This is a genomic window from Petrotoga sibirica DSM 13575 (genome assembly GCF_002924625.1).
Classification (GTDB): Bacteria; Thermotogota; Thermotogae; order Petrotogales; family Petrotogaceae; genus Petrotoga; species Petrotoga sibirica.
In genome coordinates this window covers 19,718-44,896 of record NZ_JAHC01000016.1, presented here as the reverse complement: position 1 = coordinate 44,896, position 25,179 = coordinate 19,718, and the positions used below count along the sequence as shown (strand labels likewise).

The 25,179-nt window shown below is 33.3% G+C and carries 22 protein-coding genes; 2 read left to right on the top strand and 20 right to left on the bottom strand.

What is annotated here, in order from left to right; translation table 11 throughout:
• Window positions 1-37: 37 nt before the first annotated feature.
• From AA80_RS03805 to AA80_RS03790, 4 genes are read right to left on the bottom strand one after another with little or no spacing between them, the layout of a single operon-like run.
• A complete protein-coding gene (locus AA80_RS03805) occupies window positions 38-1,249 on the bottom strand; it encodes a hypothetical protein (protein WP_103876494.1) in 1,212 nt (403 codons plus the stop codon).
• A gap of 45 nt (window positions 1,250-1,294) precedes the next feature.
• Window positions 1,295-3,364: a methyl-accepting chemotaxis protein gene (locus tag AA80_RS03800; RefSeq protein ID WP_103876493.1), complete on the bottom strand. Its 2,070-nt coding sequence runs from the start codon at window positions 3,362-3,364 to the stop codon at window positions 1,295-1,297.
• 31 nt (window positions 3,365-3,395) lie between these two features.
• Window positions 3,396-4,277 carry a VIT1/CCC1 transporter family protein gene (locus AA80_RS03795; RefSeq protein WP_103876492.1) on the bottom strand — a complete coding sequence of 294 codons (882 nt, stop codon included), beginning with the start codon at window positions 4,275-4,277 and terminating at the stop codon, window positions 3,396-3,398.
• A 28-nt stretch (window positions 4,278-4,305) separates the two neighbouring features.
• Window positions 4,306-6,651 (bottom strand): ABC transporter substrate binding protein, encoded by a 2,346-nt coding sequence (locus AA80_RS03790; RefSeq protein WP_103876491.1) that lies wholly within the window; start codon window positions 6,649-6,651, stop codon window positions 4,306-4,308.
• 278 nt (window positions 6,652-6,929) lie between these two features.
• Here AA80_RS03790 and AA80_RS09985 point away from each other — a divergent pair, with 278 nt between their 5' ends.
• Both AA80_RS09985 and AA80_RS03785 read left to right on the top strand, forming a co-directional pair.
• Window positions 6,930-7,100 (top strand): hypothetical protein, encoded by a 171-nt coding sequence (locus AA80_RS09985; RefSeq protein WP_158248376.1) that lies wholly within the window; start codon window positions 6,930-6,932, stop codon window positions 7,098-7,100.
• A 109-nt stretch (window positions 7,101-7,209) separates the two neighbouring features.
• On the top strand, window positions 7,210-8,790 hold the full coding sequence (locus AA80_RS03785) for an Rqc2 family fibronectin-binding protein (protein WP_166667737.1): 1,581 nt from the start codon (window positions 7,210-7,212) through the stop codon (window positions 8,788-8,790).
• A 6-nt stretch (window positions 8,791-8,796) separates the two neighbouring features.
• On the opposite strand, the gene AA80_RS03780 is transcribed toward AA80_RS03785, so the two are convergent.
• The 16 genes from AA80_RS03780 to aglA form a co-directional block, all read right to left on the bottom strand.
• Window positions 8,797-9,522 carry an IclR family transcriptional regulator gene (locus AA80_RS03780; RefSeq protein WP_279585875.1) on the bottom strand — a complete coding sequence of 242 codons (726 nt, stop codon included), beginning with the start codon at window positions 9,520-9,522 and terminating at the stop codon, window positions 8,797-8,799.
• 88 nt (window positions 9,523-9,610) lie between these two features.
• Window positions 9,611-9,976 (bottom strand): hypothetical protein, encoded by a 366-nt coding sequence (locus tag AA80_RS03775; protein ID WP_103876488.1) that lies wholly within the window; start codon window positions 9,974-9,976, stop codon window positions 9,611-9,613.
• A complete protein-coding gene (locus tag AA80_RS03770; RefSeq protein ID WP_103876487.1) occupies window positions 9,973-11,466 on the bottom strand; it encodes a tripartite tricarboxylate transporter permease in 1,494 nt (497 codons plus the stop codon). The genes AA80_RS03775 and AA80_RS03770 overlap by 4 nt, the downstream gene beginning before the upstream one ends.
• A 16-nt stretch (window positions 11,467-11,482) precedes the next feature.
• Complete coding sequence (locus tag AA80_RS03765) at window positions 11,483-11,986, bottom strand: tripartite tricarboxylate transporter TctB family protein (RefSeq protein ID WP_103876486.1); 504 nt, start codon at window positions 11,984-11,986, stop codon at window positions 11,483-11,485.
• 76 nt (window positions 11,987-12,062) lie between these two features.
• Window positions 12,063-13,019 (bottom strand): tripartite tricarboxylate transporter substrate binding protein, encoded by a 957-nt coding sequence (locus tag AA80_RS03760; RefSeq protein WP_103876485.1) that lies wholly within the window; start codon window positions 13,017-13,019, stop codon window positions 12,063-12,065.
• A 309-nt stretch (window positions 13,020-13,328) separates the two neighbouring features.
• Window positions 13,329-13,529, bottom strand: coding sequence for a hypothetical protein (locus AA80_RS03755; protein WP_103876484.1), 201 nt, complete (start codon window positions 13,527-13,529; stop codon window positions 13,329-13,331).
• Between the two features lie 31 nt (window positions 13,530-13,560).
• Entirely contained in the window at window positions 13,561-14,514 is a 954-nt protein-coding gene (locus AA80_RS03750) for a sugar kinase (RefSeq protein WP_103876483.1), read from the bottom strand.
• Window positions 14,515-14,719: 205 nt separating this feature from the next.
• Window positions 14,720-15,592, bottom strand: coding sequence for a dihydrodipicolinate synthase family protein (locus AA80_RS03745; RefSeq protein ID WP_103876482.1), 873 nt, complete (start codon window positions 15,590-15,592; stop codon window positions 14,720-14,722).
• A gap of 182 nt (window positions 15,593-15,774) precedes the next feature.
• The gene (locus AA80_RS03740; protein ID WP_103876481.1) at window positions 15,775-16,935 is read right to left on the bottom strand and encodes a tagaturonate epimerase family protein; all 1,161 of its coding nucleotides are present in this window, start codon (window positions 16,933-16,935) and stop codon (window positions 15,775-15,777) included.
• Between the two features lie 14 nt (window positions 16,936-16,949).
• Entirely contained in the window at window positions 16,950-18,107 is a 1,158-nt protein-coding gene (locus AA80_RS03735; protein ID WP_103876480.1) for an ROK family transcriptional regulator, read from the bottom strand.
• 32 nt (window positions 18,108-18,139) lie between these two features.
• A complete protein-coding gene (uxaC, locus tag AA80_RS03730; protein ID WP_103876479.1) occupies window positions 18,140-19,507 on the bottom strand; it encodes a glucuronate isomerase in 1,368 nt (455 codons plus the stop codon).
• A gap of 157 nt (window positions 19,508-19,664) precedes the next feature.
• Window positions 19,665-20,693, bottom strand: coding sequence for a Gfo/Idh/MocA family protein (locus tag AA80_RS03725; RefSeq protein WP_103876478.1), 1,029 nt, complete (start codon window positions 20,691-20,693; stop codon window positions 19,665-19,667).
• Window positions 20,694-20,712: 19 nt separating this feature from the next.
• Window positions 20,713-21,996 (bottom strand): TRAP transporter large permease, encoded by a 1,284-nt coding sequence (locus tag AA80_RS03720; protein WP_103876477.1) that lies wholly within the window; start codon window positions 21,994-21,996, stop codon window positions 20,713-20,715.
• Window positions 21,993-22,475: a TRAP transporter small permease gene (locus AA80_RS03715; RefSeq protein WP_103876476.1), complete on the bottom strand. Its 483-nt coding sequence runs from the start codon at window positions 22,473-22,475 to the stop codon at window positions 21,993-21,995. Before AA80_RS03715 ends, AA80_RS03720 begins: the two co-directional genes overlap by 4 nt.
• An 87-nt stretch (window positions 22,476-22,562) precedes the next feature.
• Entirely contained in the window at window positions 22,563-23,540 is a 978-nt protein-coding gene (locus AA80_RS03710; protein WP_103876475.1) for a TRAP transporter substrate-binding protein, read from the bottom strand.
• A gap of 126 nt (window positions 23,541-23,666) precedes the next feature.
• The gene (gene aglA / locus AA80_RS03705) at window positions 23,667-25,058 is read right to left on the bottom strand and encodes an alpha-glucosidase AglA (protein ID WP_103876474.1); all 1,392 of its coding nucleotides are present in this window, start codon (window positions 25,056-25,058) and stop codon (window positions 23,667-23,669) included.
• Between the last annotated feature and the right edge of the window lie 121 nt (window positions 25,059-25,179).

The following is a 25,179-nucleotide window of genomic DNA, read 5'->3' as shown; positions in this document are numbered from 1 at the left end:
GCACTCCTTTCGAATCAAACTTTCTAAACTATAATTTTTATCTAATTTTCATTTCTACTGTATATATTCCATCATTATCGTATTCTTCTTTTATTATCCAGCTATCTAAAGAACCATAAAAATTCTCTGATAAGTAATTTGAAATATCTAAGATTAATAGATTATCGAGACCTTCTTTTCTTTCAATTTCTACATAAAATTTTGCATTTTTAAATCGAGGTATTTCCGATAAATACACATTCATCCTATTGGGTAAAACGTTTGAGAATATGAATTCATCTTCTACAAAATAAAGGTAAATTTGGTTTTCCATACTTTGATTAGACCAAAGATAATAATTGTAGGTTCCAACTTTTCCCTCTTCTATATTTCTTTCTTCTGCAAATTCTTTCAGTTTTGAAGTATCAATTGATGCTTCAAAGAATAAGTTCAGCTCGTTATTACTAATATTTTGTGAACTAATAGCTAAAAACTCATCTTCTTTGATACTATTGGCTATAAATCCTATAACATTTTTACTTTCATCGTCCAAAGGCGTTAAAAAATTTTTGAAGTATGCTTGGAAATTGGTTTTATCCAACTTTTCTATATTCAAAACTTCTCCAAACAATTTTTTGTTTTCCAAAATTGCCAAATCAAAATTTTTTCGGACCCCTCTATAATCTTTAGACTCAAATGTTGCCTTTAAGGTTCTAGAATCAACGGTAACGTAAAAATCCCAATGTTTATTTTCATTTAAAATATTTTCCAGCGAGCCTGATACTAAACCCTTTGAATTATCATCAAAGGTTGTAGGTTCCATGTTCAAAAAGATGCCCTCATCATTTTTTTGAACAGCAAAATTTCTTTCTCCTAAGGTGTATAGGTCATCGCTTACTTTATTAGCACCAAAGATCTTTGTAAAGATTTCATTAAAAACTTCGTATTCGGTAGAGTATATAGCGATACCTTTTGAATTAACAATAATGTCAAATAAAAGGTTAAAATAGTTCGGATTAAATAATTCCCTAAAGGAATAGTCTTTATCCGAATAAAATACCATTGGGGCATTTAAAAAATTTTGAATATTTGTATTTGTAGATTCTAATGTGGTTGAAAGTAATTCTTTGATATAATCTTGACCTATCCCTTCAGTTGAGTTTACAAATCTATAAAAAGGTACCGTTTCATAAATTTTAGTATAAATTTCTGAAGGACTTTTTATTCTTATTGTTGTTTCTCCAAAAGTGAATAAAGCAATTAGAATCAAAAATATGAAGATAATTGATAACTTCTTTATTCTGTTTCCTCCCTATTATTCACTACTCAATTTGAATTTTGAAATAGCTGAATTTAGATTTTGAGAAAGTTTTTCTAATTCTTCAGCTCTTTCGTTAAGTGATCCAGCGTTTTCAGATTGACTTTGCATCAGCATCTTAATTTCTTTTATTTTATCGCTGGTTTCATTTACCGTTCTAGCTATTCTTTCCATTGAAGAACTCATTTCTTGCGTACTGGCACTTTGCTCTTGCGAACTGGCAGTGACGTTTTCAACCCCCGAAATCATCCCGTTTATCTCACCTAATATGCTTTCAAATTGTTCTCGAACCTTGTTGGCTTCTTCGTTGATTTCTGCAATAGTATTAACTGTTTTGTTGGTTACATCGTTGACGTTGTTGGTACTTTTTTTTAGATCCTCTAAAATGTTGGCGATTTCATCGGTTGCTTTACCACTTTCTTCTGCTAATTTTCTTATTTCATCTGCTACAACGGCAAATCCTCTTCCCGCTTCTCCTGCTCTTGCTGCTTCTATCGCTGCGTTCAGTGCTAACAGGTTCGTCTGTTCAGTGATGGAATTTATAGTTTGAATAATATTTCCAATATTTTCTGCTTTTTCCAAAAGTTTTGAAACATTTTCTTCTGCTTCTTTGGATTCCTCCACACCAACCTCTATTTTCTTTACTATATTGTGAATACTTTCCATCCCTTTGTTAGCTTGGCTTTGTGTCATTTCAGCTGAATTGGATAACTCTTGTGCAGCAGAAGATAAACTTTGTGCTGAAGAGGCAATTTCTTCAATACCGGATGTGATCTCTTCAACCGATGAGGCACTATCTTCCGAAATTGACTCTATATTTTTTGCTTCTTCAAGAACTTCTTCTGATGACTTTTCGAATTTTTGCGAGGCTTCTTTTAATTCCCTTGAAGATGTTTCGACTTTGTAAGAGACATCTTTAATGCTTTCAATCGTTTCCTTTAAGTTATCTCGCATTTTACTAAATGATTGAGCCATTTCTCCTACTTCATCTTTGGACTTACTTTCAAACTCTACATCCAAATTCCCTTCTCCAAATTTTAATAAAACGTTTGAAAAATCTATTATTGGTTTTGAGATACCTTTTCCAACAAAGTAAGCAACTACTATTGCTATAACTACTCCTACAACTGTTATTAGGATTATAAGCAGCGTTAAACTATTTATTTCACTGTATATTTCGCTTTGAGGTAAATTTAATAACAAAATCCAGTTATTAGGTAGTTTTGAATAACTGGTTAAAAAAACTTCGCCATTTGATCTTTCTAAAAAAGTCCCTTGTGTATGGGATCTTATGGTTTCTATATAATCTGTTATTTCTTCTTCTATACTCGTTCCAGATTCATAAAGAGGATGGTAAATTACATTAAAATTATCATCCACTAAGTATGCGTATGCTTTTTCATATCCTAAATCTTTTTGAATCGAGTTGGCAAAATATTCCAAAGGAAAACTCATCCCTGCAACACCAACAAAAGTCCCTTCTTCTGGATCAAAATAAGGAACAGAATAAGTAATTACGTCTGTCTGTAAATATTCATCAAAGTATATATCTGTCCAAACACCTTCACCTTTGTCTCTTGCTTCAAAAAACCACTGATATTTTTTATTTTCGGGTTTAAAAGTTTCGTCTAGTTCTATATATTCGTTTTCTAAACTTTTATCTTCGTTTTCAATGTAGTAAAGAGAATACAATTCTTTTGTCCTTAACATATCAGGATTGAAAACGATGAAGGAGGTTGAGTTACCTTCTATTTTTTGGGAAAAATTTTTGGGTACATCCTTAGCTCTATCCAAAAACCTTATCACTTCCGCATTTGAAAAACTCGCTATAAAAGGATCAAATCCCAAAAAAGCAGAGCCACTATAATTATCCACGACTATTTCAATAATACTTGTTTGTGACCCCAGATCAGATGCAACGCTCGAAGTTAAATTTTCCACCCCACTTAGTGAATATTCTTCTAAAAGAGCAGTGGATCTGAAAATTGATACAAGACTTATAACGGTTACCACTGCAATCACTAACAAGGCAGAAGATAAAATAATCTTGGTGCTGATTCTTTTCAACGCAAACTCCCCCTTTGAAATATGTATGGAGTTAAATTGAAACGCCCAATGTAATTCTCACAATAAACCCTATAAAAAAGGTTAATCCCGCAACCCCTAAACTTATCCCTGCCATTTCAAGAAATCTACTTTTGAAATTTAGATCTTTGGCTACAGAGATATAAAAATTGAAAATCAATATTATTATAACAGCTATTAGTAAAGTTATAATTAAACTTAAAAAATAATTATTAGGCATTATCCAATAGGGAAAAATTAAAAAAAATACCGTAATTATATATGCAATTCCCGTGTAAGCTGCTGACTTTAATGCTCTTTCATCGTTTTCGGCTCTTTTTGATAGATACTCGGATGCCGCCATTGACAATGATGCAGCTATCCCCGTTATTAATCCAGATGTAGCAATTACTACTCCGTTTTGAAGGGCAAAGGTCAAACCTGCTAATGCACCAGTCAATTCGACTAATGCATCGTTTAAACCCAACACAATCGATCCCACATAATTTAATCTTTCTTCTTCTATCATTTCTAAAAGTTCACGTTCATGCTTATCTTCTTCTGCTTCAATCTGTTTTGCTTGGGGGACTACACTGGAAACATCTTGGTAAGAGATTTGAGCCTTTTCTTCACCATTTTCCATAAGCTTCAAACTGAAGGTTAATCCAAGTATTTTAGAAAGAATGAAAAAAAATATAATTTTTATGTAATTAGGTTTTACATCTTCGTTCGTATAACTTTTCCAAAAATCGTGGTGTTTTAATTCTTCGCTTGCTATGCTTTCTAAGACTTTTTTATTTTTGGTATCTTTAGTTGATTTAGATAACTTTGTATAAATCATATGTTCGGTTATCTCGTTCTTTTGGAAATTTAATAAATGTTTTTTTGTTTTTGAGTCGATTTGTGAATTTTCCATTCAAACACCTCCGATTAAGAATCATTTCCTACTCTTCGTATTTTTTATATAGTTCTTCTATTTCTCTCTCATATCTTTTCAATATTTCCAACAGTTTTGGATTAAAATGTTCTGGTTTTGTCCTGTTATCCCCATGTAACAATATTTCAACCGCTTCCCTATGTGAGAAAGCTTCTTTATAACTTCTCTTTGATCTTAAGGCATCGTATACATCTACTAATTCAACAATCTGGGCTTCAATGGGAATCTGCTCACCCCTTAATCTAAAAGGATACCCACTTCCATCGTAATGTTCATGATGGTAAAGGGCAATTTTTCTTGCTGTTTCGAAATATGAGCCTTCCAACAAATTATCAGCATATAGCGGATGTTTTTTGATTTCTTCCCATTCTTTTTCGTTTAGTTTACCCGGTTTATTAAGAATCTCGGCAGGAACAAAAAGTTTCCCCACATCGTGAAGGGGAGAAAAGTCTCTTATCTTTTCAACTTGTTCTTTGGGTAACCCTAATTTTTCGGCAAAAAATGCAGATAATTCACTTACACGGAAAATATGTTTCTTGCTGTTTTCATCGTGTGATTCTGCTAATATAGAAAGTTTGCTAGAAAAGGTTGCATAAGCATTTTTTACATCTTGTGTTCTTATTCTATTGACAAAAAACATTTTTGCCAGATTTAATAAGGAATCAAAAAATCTAACGGATTGTTCAGAAAACTTTTCATCGCTATCTTTTTTAATATCAAGGGAAATATTCAAATATCTATCTTCGTCTATTTTTATTGTTTTCAGTAGACAGAATTTTATTGGTTTGGTAAATTTGTACATTAAATTGGCTACATCTTTAGGCATCTTTTCTTCATCCAATGAAAGTATGTCATCAATTACCGTAGATTCTTCAGCCAAAAAGGCGTAACTTTTTTTGAGGTTTAAACTTTTTAAACCATTAATATCATGACCCAAAGCAGCTAAAAATCTCCAACTGTCTTCTTCTATTATAGAAACACTACCATAGTCAGCTTCTGGAATTTCAATGATTAAAGTATTTAAAAATTTCTGAAAGAAATCTTCTGCTTTTACCTTTTCATCTCCTACTTCGTAGATAATTTCTAACAGATTAATCATTTTATTATTCAGTTGTTCTATCTCCTGATAATTACTTTCTATTTCCTCATTTTGTGATATTAACTCTTCGTTGTAGGAAGTTAATTGTTCATTTGCTGTGGTAAGTTCCTCATTATACCTTTGAGCCTCTTCCTTTACCTCATTTAATTCCTTCAAAAGAGAGTGAAGTTTTAAATTTTCTTCTCTTAGAACATATATAAATACAATGAAAAAAGGTATTAGAATCATTACTATCCAAAAAAACACAGGGTAATTTTCATAGAAAGAAAGAGGTTTGTTCTGGATTGTTGAATCTACTGGTAGGTTCTTGATTGAAATACCAAATCTTTCCAATGCAGGAAAATTAAAAACGTATTTATTATCAGGGAAGTAAATTCTTGGCAACTCTTTGATATTGGCTCCATTTAATAAGTCTTTTGCTATTTCTCCAGCTTTAAGTCCTTGATCGTATGCACTGGTGATTTTCCCTCCTACAACATTATTGCCCATATACACACTTGAGGTAGTATAAATAGGAAGCTTATTAAATTGTCCCATATATTCTTCAACTTCGGTATAATCATAAAAATTTCCATAAATATCTTTACTAAAAGCCAAAAGAAGTACTATTGAGTTTTGCAAAGGTGTATCAAGCTCTTGTTTTATTTGAACCAATGAATCATTTAAAAAGATAAAATTAATATCCTCAAATTCAGGTATTACATTTTCTTCCACTTCTTGCTTGAAAAGTTTTCCTGTTTTAGTCTGATTATCAACAATCACATAAACATTCTCTGTATTTGGATGAAGATTTAGAGCTAATTCTAAGGTTTCTTTTATATCATGAATCTCTACAATCCCACTTACAAAGTTCAATTTACTCAAATCGTACTCTTGATAGTAATTGATCCCGGCATGCACTATAGGGGTTCCCAAAAAAAGTGATTCATAATTTGATAAAACAAAATCAAAGGCGTTATTATCCAGAGCGATAACGACATCAAAAGTAAAATTACTAAATTTTTTTTCAAAGTACTCTTTGAATATGTTTAAACTATTATCATCGCCAAACCTTTTGCTATCAAGATATTCAACATATATATTTATACTTTCTTCATCTTCTAAAATTGAATATATACCTTCTAATTCCCTATCTGACCATGACAAACCCGGATTATATGAATTTAAAATTAGGATATCAGCAAAGGCCAAAGAATAAATCCCAGACAAGATGAGTAATAATAACAATAATCGAACTTTAGTGTTTTTTTTCAAATGTGAACCTCCTAGCTATAATGAGTGGGAATTTTAACGTTTATTTTGACTTTCAATAATTCTTACTTTCGATATTATATCACAAATTAGTAAACTGCTATAGTATAATAATTTCCTAGTTAAACAAAAATTATTCTAAAGTTATAATATTCGTAATATATATTTTCTATCATATCAATAGTGTTTAAGCCGATAAATTTGTTCAACTTTTTTCAGCAGTGTTTCACTTAGTCTATCGTCTAATTTTGTCTAAAGTTAAGTACAAAGGAGGGGGTATTATGTCTAAAACATGGTTGATAGTCGTTGGAATTTACCTTGTGCTAATGGCTATTGCAGGTTTTAGTGTTGCAACCATGCCAAACTGGCATGCTTGGATAGACATCATCGTTGGTATTATTTCTTTGATAGTTGGTTTTATGGATAAAGGAAAGAAAGGCTCAGCGGCGTAGAATTTTAATTTCATAAAATTTGTACAAAACACAAAAGAGGCAGAAATCCTTTTGCCTCTTTTGTGTTCTTAATGGGCTCTATATTTTCATTATAAAAGAGGTGGTTTATTTGCCTTTTGATGGTTTGGTATTGCATAAAGTTTTAAAAGAAATAAAAAACAACATTTTGGGAGATAGAATTAAAAATATTTATCAACCTATCAAATCCCAAGTGTTAATACAATTTTCTCAAAGTTTTGTGCTTCTTTCTTTAATAAGCCCTTCCTATGTTATTTTACTTTCTCAAAAACCAAACGTACCCATACAACCAGCGAACTTTGCACAGTTTTTACGAAAAAAGACAAGAAACGGAAGAGTGGTAGATGTTGAACAGTTAGGTTTAGACAGGATAGGTTACTTTGAAATTGAAAGTTACGATCAAGAAACTTCTGCAATGAGAGAATATAAGCTATTTTTCGAATTAATGGGAAGAAATTCTAACTTAATACTCGTTAACGAAGATAATAAAGTAGAAGAATCTTTAAAAAGGGTTTATGAAGAATTTAGACCTATAATTCCAGGAGTTAAATACCTGCCTTACTACGATGATTCTCAAACAAATATATTGGAAGAAAATATAGAAAACATTGAAAATATTGATTATGATAGATTGATGGGGTTTTCTAAAAAATCAATAGCTTTTTTGCAAGAAATAGGTATCCAAAGAGCTATAAAAGATCTTAAAAAACCTTATCTTTTTTACTTCAAAGAGGGGAACACATATGATTTCTCTGCAATTACTCCCAATAATTTTAAATATGAGGAATTAAAACCATCAGAGGCACTGCTCAAAGTCTTTCAAGAAAGGGCTAATCAATCACGATTATTGGAAATAAAAAGAGATTTAGAAAAAAGGGTAAAAAGTGAAATCGACAGACTAGAAAAGACCAAAGAACAAATATTACAAGATTTAAATGAAGAAAAAAATCTAAAAGATTTAGAAAAAAAGGGAGAGCTTCTTCAAGCTTATCTCTACAAAATAAAAAAAGGTGAAAGATACTTTACGGTAAACGATTGGAATACCGGTGAGGAAGTTACAATCGAGATAGATCCCCTTTTATCCCCAACGCAAAACTTGGGAAAACTGTATAAAAATATAAAAAGGACAAAGTCAAAAGTCGAATATGCTAAAAAAAGAATAAAAAAAGTGAATAACGAGCTTGAATATTTTAATCAGTTATTTGAAACAATATCTTCTGCAGAAGATATTGAAACCTTAATAGAGATTAAAGAAGAGATGAAAGATATAGGGCTGTTAAGTGAAAACAAAAAATCTAAAAGGGAAAGAAAAGTAAAAACAACTTTTAGGAAATTTAATTACAAAGGCTTTGAAATACTAGTTGGGAAAAACAACAAACAAAACGATGAATTAACAAGATCAGCAGCACAGGCCGATATCTGGCTACATACACATGAAATCCCCAGCTCTCATACAATAATAAAATCTTCTGGTAAAGAAATACCAGAAGAAGTAATAGATTACGCAGCAAGAATTGCTGCAACATTTTCTAAAGCAAAAATGTCCTCCAATGTAGCGGTTGATTACACTCAAAGGAAAAACGTATGGAAACCAAAAGGAGCAAAACCAGGAATGTGGTTGTATAAAAATTATGAAACCATTATCGTTGAACCTTTTAGGGAAGTACCATAAAAATCTCTAACCTTTATATCCCAACAACTTTGAAATATTTTTGGCACATTCCATAACATAGCGGATGTATTCATCTACTTTCTCCCCTTCTGCCCTAGCGGCACTCATCGAAATACTTACACCGCCTATCACTTTTTTATCGTAGTTAAATATAGGAGCTCCTATACAAAAGATCCCAATTTCATTTTCTTCGTTATCTATTGAGTATCCTCTTTCTCTTATTTTCTTAAGTTCATTTTTCAATTTGTTGGGATCAGTAATTGTGTTTTTACCCCTTTTTTTCAACTCCACACTTTCTAGATATTCTTCTATCTCTTCTTCAGGTAAATGAGCCAAAATAGCTTTTCCAAATGCTGTTGCATAAAGATTTATCTTCATTCCGATCCTTGACATCATTGGTAAAGAATTAGGACCTTCTATCTTTTCAATATATATTCCTTCATATCCTTCTTTAATAGCCAAATGAACTGTTTGACCTGTTTTTACCATTAAATTAACTAAATGGGGATGTGCAATCTCCCTTAGATTTATTTTTTTTAAAATAATACTCCCATACTCCACAAGTTTAAAACTCGGGAAATATGACTTATCGCTATTCTTTGACAGCAGGCCCCCTTTGTACAAGTCGTCTAAATACTTGTAAGCATTAGATATAGACATATCAAACTCTCTTGCAATTTCTGTTACATTAACTGGTTTTGGTGCATAGACTATATAATCTAATACCTCCAGAACTTTTCTGATAGTTTGAATATATTTTCACCTACTTTTATATCTTTTTTCCAAATATTATACTATATTTATTTGACAAGCACCTTAATTAATTATCTTTTATTTTGATAACTAACTGAGCAAAAACATCATATGTTTTAAGCTTATGAGGAAAATTATGAGTTATAATAGCGATAGAACCTTTTCTCAACTTTGTTGTTATTGGTTTAGTAATTTCTCCACCCCTAAACTCACCATCTTCGATCTCTTTTGAATTCAATAAGTCCTCTCCAACGGTTAAATCGGCTTCACCATCAAGAACTATATACACATCAGTCCACTTTTTATGTTTTTCAGCTTCTGTTTCCATATTTGACAATTGGACAAATTTCCCAAAACTATTCCTTGAAATTGGTATTTCATAAGGTTTCTTGTTATCTTTTTCAAAAAGGTTCTTAACGATAAAAGGTTTCATTTGTTTTCATCACCTCCAAAGATTTTTCCAATTAGTTTAGAAATTGGTCCACCCAAAAAAGTCAATGTAATAAGAATTACGAAAACCAAAGAAATAGGTCTTGTGAAAAAGAGTGTCATATCCCCGCCTGTTTTTGTTAATCCAACTCTTAGATTATCTTCTATCATTGGACCTAGAATAATGCCAAGTATCATCGGCGGAGTTGGGACATTTATTTTTTCAAACAGATAACCTACGACTCCAAAAAGCAGCATCACGTATATGTCGAAAAAACTATTTCTTATAGCATAAGACCCAATCATGGAGAAAATTACTACAATTGCCATAACAATTGAAGTATTCATTTTTAGGATCTGTGAGTAAGCTCTAATTCCTAGATAACCAACAAATATCAAGAAAATGTTGGCAATTATTGCTAGTGTAAATAAACCAGTTACAATGTCTCCGCTTTGTTCAAATATAAGAGGCCCGGGTTGTATTCCAAACATAAGGAATGCACCGAGTACAATGGCAGTTATGCTATCTCCTGGAATCCCAAATACCAATGCAGGTATCCATGTCCCTCCTAATGCTGCATTATTTGCAGATGTAGGAGCTATTACTCCATCGACAATACCCGTTCCAAACTCTTTTGATTTTTTTGAAGTTTTCTTTTCTGTGCCATACGCGACCCAAGCTCCAATATCAGCTCCGGCACCGGGTAGTGCACCTATAAAAGTACCAATTATTGCTGATTTTATTATAACAAACGGTTTTTTTATAATTATTTTTAAAGCTTCAAGAATAGGTACACCCATCTTTTCTTTTATAGTTGGGACACCTAAACCTGAACTTCCTCGTTCAATATTTTTTAGAACCTCTGAAATCCCAAATAGTCCAATCATCGCAGGTATAAATTCAATTCCCCCCATCAATTCAATATTCCCAAAAGTGAATCTTGGATAGCCAGTTGTAATGTCTATGCCAATAGTTGAAATCAATACGCCCAATAAAGCTGACGATAAGCCCTTTATTACATTTCCTGAACTGAGTACAGCGCTCATGCTTAAGCCAAAAATTCCCAACCAAAAGTATTCATAGTTAGTAAATTGAAGAGCTAGCTTGGCTAAAGGTGAAGAAACTGTTATTAAAATCAAAACGCCAATAAGACCTCCTATGGCTGAACAAAACAAATCAAGTGATAAGGCTAAGCTACCTTTTCCTTTTTTAGCCATCTCATGACCATCTAAAACTGCAGCTCCTGATGAAGGAGTACCTGGTATTCTTAAGTTAGTAGCTGGAATATCACCTGCAAATATAGACGTAAAGGTAACTCCCACAACCATTGCCAACGCCGCTAAAGGGCTCATATAATAAGTTATAGGAATTATTAAAGCTACGGCCATTGTTGCGGTGAGGCCTGGTATACCTCCTACAAAGATTCCAAAAAACATAGCAATCAACATTGGAAATAAGACGTCGGGTTGAAATACTTGCAAAACATTTTCCATTCAAATCACTCCTGTTTTAAAATGAAAAAAGGATCCCTTCGGGAAAAGGTATTTTGAAAAGGTACTCAAAGATCAAGATAATAATTACCGTCACGATACCTGAATAAATCAGTGCTCTTAATAAACGCACACCAAAGGTAGTCATCAAAATAGTTGAAAAAATAAAGAGCCCCAATTTAAATCCAACAAGATTAATAAATGGAACAAATAAAATTATTCCAGCAATGACAACAGTTATATTAAATAATCCTTTCTTTGTAACTACAGTTTTTCTAACCTCTTCTTCTTTTTTTAGACCTTCTTCATTCAACTTTTTTAATTTAAAAGTCCGAAGAATGCCTACGATTATTTCATAAATTCCTATTACTATAAGAAAAATACTTATTACTTGCGGAAAAAAACTCGGACCAGGCAATTCTTGACCTCTTACTACATAACTAGGGAATTCTAAACTTATTAAAATAACAATGATTGATAATAAACTCAAGATGCTACCATATACAATATTTTTATAGTTCATCTTTTAGCACCTCTCTAAAATTGACAAGTATTTTTAAACAATCTCCCCGACAAGTAAGTGTCGGGGAGAAAAGAGACTATTCTGGCAAATACCCCCCGATTTGGAGTATCTCTCTCCAAACTTTGTCTTGCTCAGCAACATACTCTGTAAATTCCTGAGAACCACGAATTTTAATACCAAAACCATTTTTATCCATGAAATCTTTAAAATCTTGAGATTGGGCTATTTTTATAATTTTTTCTTCTAGCAAGTCTTTTATCTCTGGTGGTGTTCCCTTAGGTACAGCAATTCCACGCCATGTTCCTGCCGACCAATCAATTCCTATCTCTTTTAATGTTGGAATATTTGAGTACCTCGGATCTCTTTCATCTGCCATAATTGCTAAAGCTTTAAGGTCACCAGATGCCATCTGTGGCCAGACTTCAGGAATACTGGAAGTGATAGCATCCACATGACCGCCTAACAATTCTACGACAGCAGCAGCAGCTCCTGTAGTTGGTATCCAAGTTGTGTAATCGGGAGGTATTCCAACAGCATTAAACATTCCGATTCTTGCAAGGTCCCAAACTGATCCTACACCTGAACCTGAAAACAGATACTTTCCTGGATTCATGGCTACATCAACCAATAATTCCACAGTACTATTCCATTCTGAGTCCCCTTTAACAATCAAGCCTGCAGGATCAAAATTAACTTGAGCTATATAGTCGAAATCTTCATAAGTTAAAGGAGTAAGACCCATCCAATGCATACTAGCTATTTCCAGGGTTACCAAAGTTAGGGTGTATCCATCAGGATTTGCATACGCCCCAGCAGCATGACCAACTGCACCACTGCCGCCGGTTTGGTTCACAACAACAAAGGGTACTCCAAACTCTTTAGATAATTCATCAGCTAAAAATCTTGCCAATCTGTCTGTTCCTCCACCCGCTCCCCATGGGCAAATAATGGAAACAGTTTTACGGGGGTAATCCAGAGAAAAAATGCTAACAACAATAGTTAACACTAAGAATATAACCAATAACTTCTTCATACTGACACCTCCTCAAATTAAGTTGAAAAATCTCTTTAGAAACTATAAAACATGCATTGTAACTAATTTTAATACCTTCAATATTTGATGTTTACCTCCTCACTATATAATTTATTTGATACCACATTTTTATTATCTCGTAAGGAGGTCATACAATTGTCATTATTCGGTGACTCTTCTCAACTATACTGCGATTTCGTCTACTTGGAGTGGATAATTATCCAATATTTTAGTTCTTTTTCGTCACACTTACTTTACCTTTAGTTATTCTTTACTTTTGCCTATTTCTGAAATGGGTAATAATAGTTGTCAAATGTTTTCAATATTATCGATATTCTCATACTTTAATACATATTTTTCCATTAATTCTATAACTGCTTGGGCTACTGTTTTTGCTCTGCCTTCTACAATTGGTTCTACCCATCCAATTAACCCATCATCAGTTTCAAGTTTTAAAAACATCCATCTTGGTTGTTCGAAAAAGATATCATAATTAACTATTTTCACCATATTTATCCACACCTTTTATTTATTAAGAAAGTTATCTATTTAACTCTGGACTATTTCCGACAAATTCTTTTAATTCATCCCAGCTTGGTAAGCTTTCTACATCTCCTTTAACCGTTAAAGCAAAGGCCCCACAGGCATTTCCTAATTTTACAGATTCTTCTAATTCATAACGCTTTGTAAGACCAGTTATAAATCCAGCAGCAAAGGCATCCCCCGCACCTATAGGATCTATTATTTTTGGTACTTGGAATCCTGGAACCAAAACTCTTTTATCCTTTGTTCCCAAATAGGCACCTTTTTCTCCCATTTTTAAAACAACAATTTCTGGTCCCAGATTTAAAAATCTATCTAGAATTTTATCTTTATCATCTTCATTAATTAATATTTTTGCCTCACTTAGACCAGGAAGTACTATGTCCGATTTTTTAATTAAATCCAACAAAATATTTATCATTTTGTCTTTATTATTCCAAACCTTTAATCTAATGTTGGGATCAAAGATGATTTTTAGATCATGTTTTTTTGCTATTTCTATAGCTTTATACACTGCCTCACAACAAGATTCACTTAATCCCGGTGTAATACCAGTCAAATGTAAATACTTTGCTTGAGAGATGTAATTCTCATCTAAATCATTTTCATTTATAAAACTTGCAGCAGAGCCCTTTCTGTAATAATATACTTTGCTTTCTCCTAATTCTCTCCGTTCTTTAAAAAAAACGCCCGTGGGGTGCTGCTCATCTCTTTTAACTTGAGAAACATCAACCCCTTCACCTCTAATAAATGACTCAATATAATCTCCGAACCCATCTTTCCCTAATTTGCTTATCCAACCAGTTTTTATTCCTAATCTTGAAAGACCAATCGCAACATTGGACTCTGCTCCACCAATTTGTTTATTGAATTGATATACATACTTAATAGACCCCGTTTCTACAGGTACAAATAAAACCATCGTTTCCCCTAAAGTTACCAAATCAATCATATTGATTATAACCTCCTGGTTACAAATAGTTTTAGTGTCTTTTGAGATGCTAAAAACATCTTTTAGTTTTTCTTAGTCTGGCAAACCATCTGTAGCGCTTTTAAAATTAAAATCTTATTTTTGTCTATCATTTTATTTCTAAAGTGTCTAAGTTTTGAAAGGTTATATAATTTTTGGTAGATCTATTAATTAAATTATTTACTCTTTAACTCTTCAATATTTTTTGCCCTTCCAAAGCATTTTTTACTTTTATAAGAAAATTTTCATCATATATGAATGGAAACCTTGGACGTCCCACATTAATGCCATTTAAATTCAAAATAGCATGAATTATTGGAATGCCCTGCCCTAATTTCCTAATTTTTCTGTAAGCAAATAAATAATTCATTTTTTCTTTGTAATCCTCCATATTGGCATTTTTTATAGCGTTATAAACATCGACAACATACTCTGGAAAGGCATTAGACATAGCAGAAATTGCGCCTTTCCCTCCATGAAGCATCGTCGGATTTAGATACAATTCCGAACCATTTAGATAATTAAATTTTTCCAAATCAACGGTAGAACATAAATCATAAAAATAATTTAAATTATTGGTAGTATCTTTAATACCGTACACTCCTATTCTTACCAATTGTTCTACACAAGATACAGAAAGATTATATCCAACTCTAGGGGGATTGAGATATACAAAAACGGGAATAGTAATTTCTTTTACTATTTTTTGAAAGTATGAAATAACTTCCTCTTCTTGGTAATTATAAAAATACGGAGGAACAAAAGCCACGGCATCTACTCCCTTGTTTTGAGCGTATTTTGCAAGTTCTAAAGATGTATTAGGATTACTTGATCCCACGTGAACAATTACTGGTTTGTTCAATTTGTTTTCTACTACTTTATCGATAATTTGTTTTTTTTCTACTTCGTTTAACAACGCTGTTGAGCCATAAGTCCCTAGAATAAAAAAGCCATGTACTTTTTCTTTTAAGAAAGACAATAAATTCTCTAGTCTAAATAAATCAACTTTATTCTCATTGTTGAAAGGCGTAATTAAAGATGTAAATATTCCTTCAAACATATTTTCTCCTTCCTCTCTTATTGTTTTCTTATTAAGAAAGCAACTTTCTTATTTTCAAATCAAAAAAATTATAATAAAATAACGCCTACTTGTCAAATCCGATTATAAGCAATTAGGAGCATTTATTAGCAATTATTTAAGTTTAGCTAATAAATGCTCCTGTTTTCTGAGTTTTTCTGTTTTTATTTTTTTTCTTCAATTTTAAGTTCTTTAACATGTTTTTCTATATGGTTCGCAACGTTTCGATGGTATTCATTTTGGTATTTTGTAAGGATCTCAAAAAACTTTTCTCTGAAATCGTATTGAGGGTTCAAAACAAACATATATGAAACGTGCAGCGTTTGCCTTGCATCTGGGTTTTGTAGGTACTCTGTTGGGGATAGATCTTTTGGAACAGAGAATGGATCACAGGAAAGATGGTAGTATTTATCCATCTCTTCTCTTTTATCAAGACATGTTTTCCAGATTTTTTTGAAGAATTCAGGATCTTTTTGAGCTACAATCTTAATAGCTTCGAGATAGCTGGTTCCAGATGTTTTTAGGTGGTAATTACCTTGAGTAACTTCACCTATTATGGGATAAATAGAGAATTTATCACTACCAGAATGAATGGAAAGCCTGTATCCAAAGTATTTGGCTATTTTGTCTTGTTTGATAAGAGACTTTTTAAACTCTTGTAGGTTTCCTATATAGTCAATAGCTTTTTGAAACTCCCCAGGGAACCGCGGGGCTAGGGTATCTATTTTTACTCCTTCGTCGTAGATATATTTAGAGATCAAAAAATGTGTTTTTTCGTCTGTTGGAACATCTGTCTCGTCAACTGAAACTTCAAAAGTTACCTCTTTTTTATTTACTTTCGGGAATTTGTTCCATACATCTATGACTCTTTCGATAACACCGGCATAAATTGAAACGATTTTATTCAACTCGTTTTTATTTGAATATTCTATGGGCATATCGTTTACAAAAAAGCTTTTGTTATAAAATTGATCAAATATGCGTTCTTTTATAGAAGAATCTTTATTATTCATATGTTCTGAACAATCCAAAGTCAACATTGTAATACCCGAATCTAAAGCATATTGAATCTCCTCATCGCTTTTCAAATGATCTCCATCAAATCCACTGTTTCCAACATAATTTTCTTCAATGAGTGCATTTAGTACGTCTTTTCGCACGTCACTGAACGTTCTTCCTGTAAAGTTTAATTCCCTAATGCTTTGTTGTGCGAAAACAGGAAAGAAGTTGTATTTTTTTGCAACCTTTATATGGCCGTGGGTAGCAATTCCTATTCTATCTCCAAGACCCAAAGAAATACCTTTCTTCGGTAAAATTGTAAACATTTATATTTTCCTCCTCATGGTATTAATTCTTCTCTTACATATTTTTCAAAGGCATAAGTCGCAGCTCCACAAGCTGTTAGGTATTCCCCTATCGAAGAAACTTCAACGGTCACATCTTTGTTTGCGTAAAATATATTCTGGTTGTAACTTTGTTCTGTGCTGTCTTTAAGAAATTCCCACCCGTTTGACACCCCACCTGCTATATAGACCTTTTCTGGATTTAAAATATTGACTAAAGTAGCAATGCCAATTCCTAAATATTTTCCTGCTCTTTCAAAAGCTTTTATCGCATTTTCATCACCTTTTTTGGCTAGTTCATATACTAATTCAGATTCACAACTTCCTTCACACTCTAAATTTTTCCCGGATATTTCTTCGTAATTTCTAACAATCGCTTTACTTGAGCTTTCTGTTTCCAAACAACCTTTTTTACCGCAGTTACACTTTCTGCCTTCGGGGTTAACCGTAACGTGACCTAACTCCCCTGCAGCGTTCTTATATCCTCTCAATATTTTTCCGTTACTTACTATTCCTACTCCTATACCTGGACCGATGTTGATTACACAAAAATCTTTCTCTTTGTGGGAATTGTTAGAAATTAAGCTTCGCGCCATCATTATTGTGTTGTGGTCCACGTAAGCAGGTAGGTTGAATTCTTTTTTCATCACCTTTTTAACTTCAAAGTTGGATATATCAATATTGTGAGATCTGATAACCTCTCCTTTTTCGGGATCTATATAACCAGGAAAAGCCATCCCTATGCCGATTATGTTGAATTCTTTTTTTACCATTTTTATATTTTCATAAATCTGTTTCAACAATTTGTCGTTCTTCTCCGATACGAATCTTTTGGAATATAAGATATCCCCTTTACCGTTCGAGACAATAACCCTTGAATATGCAGAGCCCACGTCATATCCAATAAACAAGAATTCATCGTAGTTTATATCAAGCAAAATACCCTTTTTCCCAACACGAGAAACATCCTCACTTCCAACTTCTTTCAATACCTTTTTATGAATTAAAAGATTCGTTATATAACTCACAGTTGAAGGCATGAGGCGTGTTTCTCTTGCGATTTCAGCTCTCGTCATAGGGCCTTTAACTCTTAATGAGTGGAAAATAAGTGCCGCGTTGTTTTCTTTTAAAGAAGACAAGGATGCTTTTTTCATCAAATAGTACCTCCGGGTTCAATAATTTTTATCTAAATTTTTTCAAAGAATAACCTTTTTGGTCTGAAATAACTAATATCTCTCACCAAATCAAATGCTTCCCTGATAGGTATTTGACCTTTTTCTACCATTTCACCAACCACATTAGATAACTCTCTTCTGAACATCTCCGTTCGTGAACCATAGGAGATTAACTTTCTTGAATCTGTTACCCAACCTGCTAAGTCGCTAAGAAGGTCTACAGTAGCTATATATTTTAAATACATCTCCATTCCAAAAGGGCTGTCGTTGAACCACCAAGGCGCTCCTAGACTAACGTTTGGGAAAGCCCTTGCTATGGAGGCAACGGTTGGAAATAGTGACGGATCCAAACAGTACAAAACAACTTTCAATTTTTCATCAAATTGGTTTAAAAAGTATCTTAAGCCATTTGCCAAGTCAACGTTGCTGGTTGAAATATCCCCCCCAGTGTCTGGCCCCAAAGTATTATATAACTTGTCTCTATAATCTCGCATAGCACCAATATGTAATTGCATAACCCAATTACTCTCAGCATTCATCTTACCAAATTCATAAAACAAAAGGGATTTGAAGTCTGAAATTTCTTTTTTAGTTAACTCTTTTTTTGAAAGTGCTTTTTCATATACTTCTTGTACTCTTTCTTTTTCAACTGGGTATGAAACGGGTTCAAATATCCCATGATCGCTCGACACTCCACCAAGTTCTTCAAATTTTTTGTGAGTCTTGTAAAGAGCATTTAAGAACTCTTCAAAGCGTTCGACATTTTCTTTTGTTATTTCTCCTAGCTTTTCTACAAATTCTTTCCAATTTTCTTTTTCAATGTTCATAGCTTTGTCTGGTCTCCAAGTGGGAAGAATCTTTATTCCCCCAATATCTTTAGCTTTTTCATGATATGAGAGATCCTCTGTCGGATCATTTGTTGTACACATTATTTCTACGTTCATTTCTTTTAATAATCGTTGAGGTTTCATGCTTTCGCTTTTTAGTAAAAAAGAAGTATCTTGCCATATCTTTTCAGCAGTATACTTTGAAATGGTGTCCTCTATTTTAAACCTTCTATTTAAATCGAGGTGTATCCATTCATAGGTAGGATTGCCAACGAACCCAGGGAAAACTTCAGCCAATGCCATCCACTTTTCCTTATTTGAAGCATTTCCGGTTATTTTTTCTTCGGGGACTCCTCTTTTTCTCATTAATTCCCAAACATAATGATCTGTCTCGCCTTCGATTTGCCAGATGTCATCCCAACCTTTATCCTCAACGATCTCTTCCACATCCCCGTGATTGTGAGCATCTAAGATAGGGAGATCTTTAATTGAATTATACAACATCTTCGAAGTGTTGTTTTGTAGTAAATAATTTTCGTCTAAAAAAGACATTTTTCTAACCTCCTCTAATTTAATTTTTATGCTGTCTTTGGAAATTCTAAAACATTATATGTAGCGCCCCCTAGACCCGCAGCCGCCCGTAAAGAAGAGCAAAAGACTTCAACCATCCACAAGGATAACTGTCTATTAAATTTTATACATCTTAATTCTATATAATATCAACCTTCTGAGGTCTCTTGGTTCTTGATGATTCATATAACGCTAATACTACTGATAAGGTATTTCTGGCATCTATTCCAGTGACCATAGGTTTTTTATTTTCTAAAATACTTTCAATTATATTTTTTAACTGCCTTTGATGTAAATAATAATCGATTTCTGGAGAGCTTTGTCCATTTTTTTGCTTTTCGCTTTCTTTTCTTTCAAAGGTGTATTGGTCCGTTTTCCAAGTGTCTATTTTTTCGTCGACAATTACCACTAATCCTTTTTCACCATAAACATCCAATCTGGAATACAATCCTGGATAAGCAGCTGTGTTGGCTTCAATAAGTCCAAGTGCCCCATTTTTGAACTTAACTGTCCCAGTTAAAACATCTTCTACTTCAATATCATGCATCCTTGTGGCGGAAAAAGCAAAAACCTCTTCAATTTCTCCCATAGTGTAACGCAGGAGATCAACATAGTGTATTGACTGGTTAATTAATGCACCGCCTCCATCTAATTGCCATGTTCCATGCCAATTACTATCGTTAAAGTAATCTTGGCTTCTATACCATTTAGTATGAGCTGCGCCAAAATTCAATTGTCCAAAATTGTCTTTTTCTATGGATTTTTTTAATTTTATTATCGCATCTGAAAATCTCCTTTGAAAAATCACACTTAACTGAACATGTTGTCTTTCACACTCATTTATCAATGCATCTGCTTTTTTAAGGGTTATATCTATAGGCTTTTCAACTACTACATGTTTTCCGCATTTTGCAGCTTCTATTCCAATATCCGCATGTAATCCACTTGGAAGAGTAACACATACTACGTCTATATCACTTTTTTCTAGGAGCTCTCTGTAATCAGTGTAATAATCACAATTAAACTCTTTTGCAAAAATTTCTCCTTTTCTTTTCTTTCTTGTAGAGATTGCTACTAATTGGCCAGCTTCTAAACTTTGTAAAGCTTTAGCATGAACTTTTGCCACACTTCCAGTGCCTATTAAACCAAATCTTACTTTATTGCTCATTTCAATCTGCCTTCATTTTCTAGAATGAGGTTAGAGATGGTAACCATTCCGCAAAAAACGGGACATACGTTACTAGTAACAATATTCCAATCATGGCAAGATAAAACGGCCACATCGCTTTGAAAACATTTTCGATAGTTGACTTTCCGACTACAGTTCCAACAAATAAAGTGTTCCCGACAGGAGGGGTACATAATCCTATTCCCAAGTTTACCATCAAAATTATTCCAAAGTGTATTGGACTAATACCTAAATCCACTACCAGGGGTAAGAATATTGGAGTAGTTATAACTATCAAAGGTGCCATATCCATAATCATCCCTAACAATAACAAAACAGCGTTTATTATCAGTAAAATAATGTACTTATTGGAGGAGATATTTAAGATTGTATTTGCAACCAATTCTGGAATATTTAGATAGGCTAATAGCCAACCAAAAGCTGAAGCTGCCCCAATTAAAAAAAGAACGGCTATAGTAGTTTCTAAAGTTTCTCTCATAATTTTGAGAAATTTTGGTACTGTTAATTCTTTATATACAAGAGTAGCAACTAATAAAGCATATACTACAGCAATTACTGAGGCTTCTGTTGCCGTAAATATTCCTGACAAAACGCCTCCAAGAATTATGACAATAGTCATCAGACCCCAAATAGAATCTAAAGCGATTTTTAAAGCGGCTTTTCCTTTTGGTGGATTCCCTTTAGGATAGCCTTTTTTTACTGCTATAATGTAAGCAGGTATCATCAAGCCTAAACCTATCATAATTCCTGGTATTGCACCAGCGAGGAATAAACTCGCTATAGAAACCCCGCCAGCGGCTTGAGCGTAGATTATTGCGTTGTGACTAGGAGGTATTACTAAACCTTCAGTTGAAGAGGTAACAGTAACTGCGATAGAATAGTCTTTCTCATAACCATGTTCTTCCATTTCTGGTATTAAAATAGAACCAATTGAGGCTGTATCGGCCACAGAAGATCCTGACATCCCGCCAAAAAACATTGATGCAACAATATTCGCAAAAGCTAATCCCCCGCGTATTCTTCCAACCAAAAGATTGGCAAAATCGACTAATCTTTTTGCTATTCCTGATTCAGTCATTATCTGTCCAGCTAAAATGAAAAAAGGGATAGCCATCAAAGAAATGTTATCAAGAGGGTCGGCCATTCTTTGCAATACAATCATTGGAGGGAGACCCAAATAAAATACAGTTAAAAAAGAGGAAAATAATAGAGAAAAAGATATAGGTATTCTCAAAAAAATCATTACTAAGAAACTTACAATAAGTATAATAGCAGCATTCATATTTTATCCCCCTCTTTTTTGCTTTTCCACAATGCAAATATTCTTTCAAATACAAAATAAAACATTATAAATCCACTAATAGGGATAACTCCATAAATGTAAGATTGCTTTATTCCAAGGGTAGGCAATGTTTGAAATTTTGTTAAATCTGCAAGTTGGAATCCATAAATGATTGCTAGAATGGAGTAAGCAATATATGCTAAAATTTCCAATATATCTGGTATTATAGGGGCTTTCTTAAATAAAAAGTTAGAGACTATTGAAATCGAAATATGAATAGATTTCCTGATTCCCCATGTAGTTCCTATAACCACTAAATAAATCATTGTTACACCTGACATTTCCTCCTGCCAAAACAAAGGAGAATTAAAAATATATCTAGCAATCACTTGTGAAAATGTGATAGCAACATTAAAAAGTAGTGCGGCACCCAATAAGGCAAAAAAGATTTTGTCAACCCTCTCGAAAAATCTATGCATTTTCGTTTCCTCCTTGTGTTGGGAAGTTAATGCTACCTTTAAAATTATTAAGAGAAGGGGAGAGTTTCCCCTTCTCTAAAAGGAAACTCATTCTATCGATTGGATTTGTTCAATGAGATCAGAATATTTTGCACCATATTTTTTATAAACATCCTCCATAGCATCTATAAAAGGCTGTTTTTCTGGATGAATAATCGTCACTCCTGCATCTTGTACCTCTTTCAAAGCAGCTTTTTCTTGATCAAGCCAGAGTTTAATTTCTGCTTCTTGAGCTGCTTGAGCAGCCATTTTTATAATTTGTCTGTCTTGTTCTGATAATTGATCCCAAGTGACCTTACTCATAAAAATCATTTCTGGTACCATGGAGTGCTCATCTAACGAAAAATAACGAGCCACTTCATAATGATGTGTTTCTAAATAACTAGGAGGATTATTTTCTGCCCCATCTATAACCCCAGTTTGTAAAGCTGTATATACTTCTTCAAAAGCCATTGGGGTAGGCTTTGCTCCCAATGCCCTCACTACATCCATCATTAATTCACTTTTTTGAACTCTAATTACCATACCTTTCATATCATCCGGTGAATATATGGGCTTTTTAGCATAAAAGCTTCTTGCACCGGAGTCCATGTAAGCTAATCCTACCAAACCTACTTGTTGTAATTCTTCAAGAATGCTCTGACCAATGTCGCCGTTTAAAACATTCCACATATGGTCTCTATCTCTATATAAGTAGGGTAATGCTAAAACGTTTAGCTTATCGTATAGCGAAGTTAAAGGAGAAATAGAAGTTCTGTTTATGTCTATTATACCCATTTGTGTTTGTTCGATAGTTTCTTTTTCAGATCCTAAAACAGCACTTGGATAGATTTTTATTTCAATCCTTCCGCCAGTCCACATATTAACTAGTTTTGCCATAACATCTAAACCTTCTACCGTTGGATAACCCCATGCATGATCGTCAGAGGCCATCAAAATGATTTTGTCACCTTGTTTTTGTAAAGGAAAGATAGTTACCGAAAACACCATCACCAAAGCTAACGTAACAATAAACAACTTTTTCACCACAAACACCTCCTGTAATTTGGTTTTTTCCAGTCTCCAAGAATCAGAATACCTGGTATCATCTTCGACAAATATTGAATCTTTTTGGACGGTTTATAAATCACCTCCCTCGTTTAAACTCGTTTTTTAACTTCTATAATGCTCCTTCATTTCCTTGTTGAATGGTAAATCGAATATCTCATCCCACAATTTAGGGATATCGTCATAATTTTTGGTTCTTGGATCTCTTACTAAAACTTCTTCTAAGATCTTTCTATCTCCCGTTATAAAGGCTTCTAATGCCATTTCCATTCTTGTGATTCTGGGGATTATATAGTAATTTTTAATCTTTTCTGGTAGATCTGGCTGTATCTTTTCAGGGAATATTCCATTTTTGTTAACTTTTACAGGCACTTCTACAACTACATCGTTAGGAATGTTTTTTATCGTTCCATTATTCAAAACATTCAAGAACAACCTTGCTTCAACATCGTTAGTTAAAGCGTTTATAAAAGGTATCTGTTGTTCACCACTCATTTTTTCCTTTGGGAACTCTTCAGGCCAGTGTTCTGTTATTTTGATACTTGGATCTTTCGAAACTTGAATTATCAATCTTTTTATTTGACGTAGTTCTTCATAGAACTTCGGCCTTTCAACTTCGTTGTCTATTGCCCCAAACTTTCCATACCATTTCTTTTTTGCTTGTAAACTATTATGATGTTTCCAAGTGCTGTTTCTAGTTGTGTCTCCTATGGGTAACAATCCATAGAATTTGTACATATCGATAACTGCAGGAGCTAAATGTGTATCCCAAGGATCTTTTGGTTCCCAATTGTTTGATTCTTCTTTTATCCATTTATCTAAGATTTGGTAGCCATCTTCGCCTTTGTATAGAAATCTGTTCAGCCATATTCCATGGTTTACACCAGCTACCTGCCAATCAGTTTCTTTTTCTTCTAATCCTAAAGTTTTTAGAACTTCGTGGATACCTCCAATGCCATGACAAAAGCCCACTACTTTTACGTTGGTCAGCCTTTTAATCAATTGTGTAATTTCAAAAACGGGGTTAGCAGTTTGTATAAGCCATGCATTCGGACATATTTTTTCAATCGATTTGGCTATATCGAGTGATAATTTCAGATGGTTGTAGTTTGTGAATGTATAATAATCCGATACCATGTTGAACTCTTGACTATCTATTCCTCTGTAGTAACCATATTTTTCTGCAACATCTCTCATGATTTCATAACTTACATAACCATCTTCATGACCTGGTGCTCTGTATAATGCCGTGTTTATAACAAAGTCTGCATCTTTTAAAGATTCTTCACGGTTGGTAGTCTTCTCAAATTTAAGATTTCCACCTATTTCTTCTGTGTATCTTTTAGCAAGGTTATCTACAGCATTTAACCGTTCTTCGTCTATGTCCATGAAAGAGATTAAACTTCCATTTAATTCCTTTGTTTTTGCTAAATCTCCTACTAATTTTACTGTGTACCTGACACTACCTGCTCCTATAAAAGAAATTTTAACTGGCATGTTTTTTAGCTCCTTTAATTAATTCATTCTAAAATCGAATTTATTCGTATCCATTTTAAATTAAAATAAACAAAAAGTCAATCTTGATTTTACTTGATCATAGTCAATGTACTCCGATTAA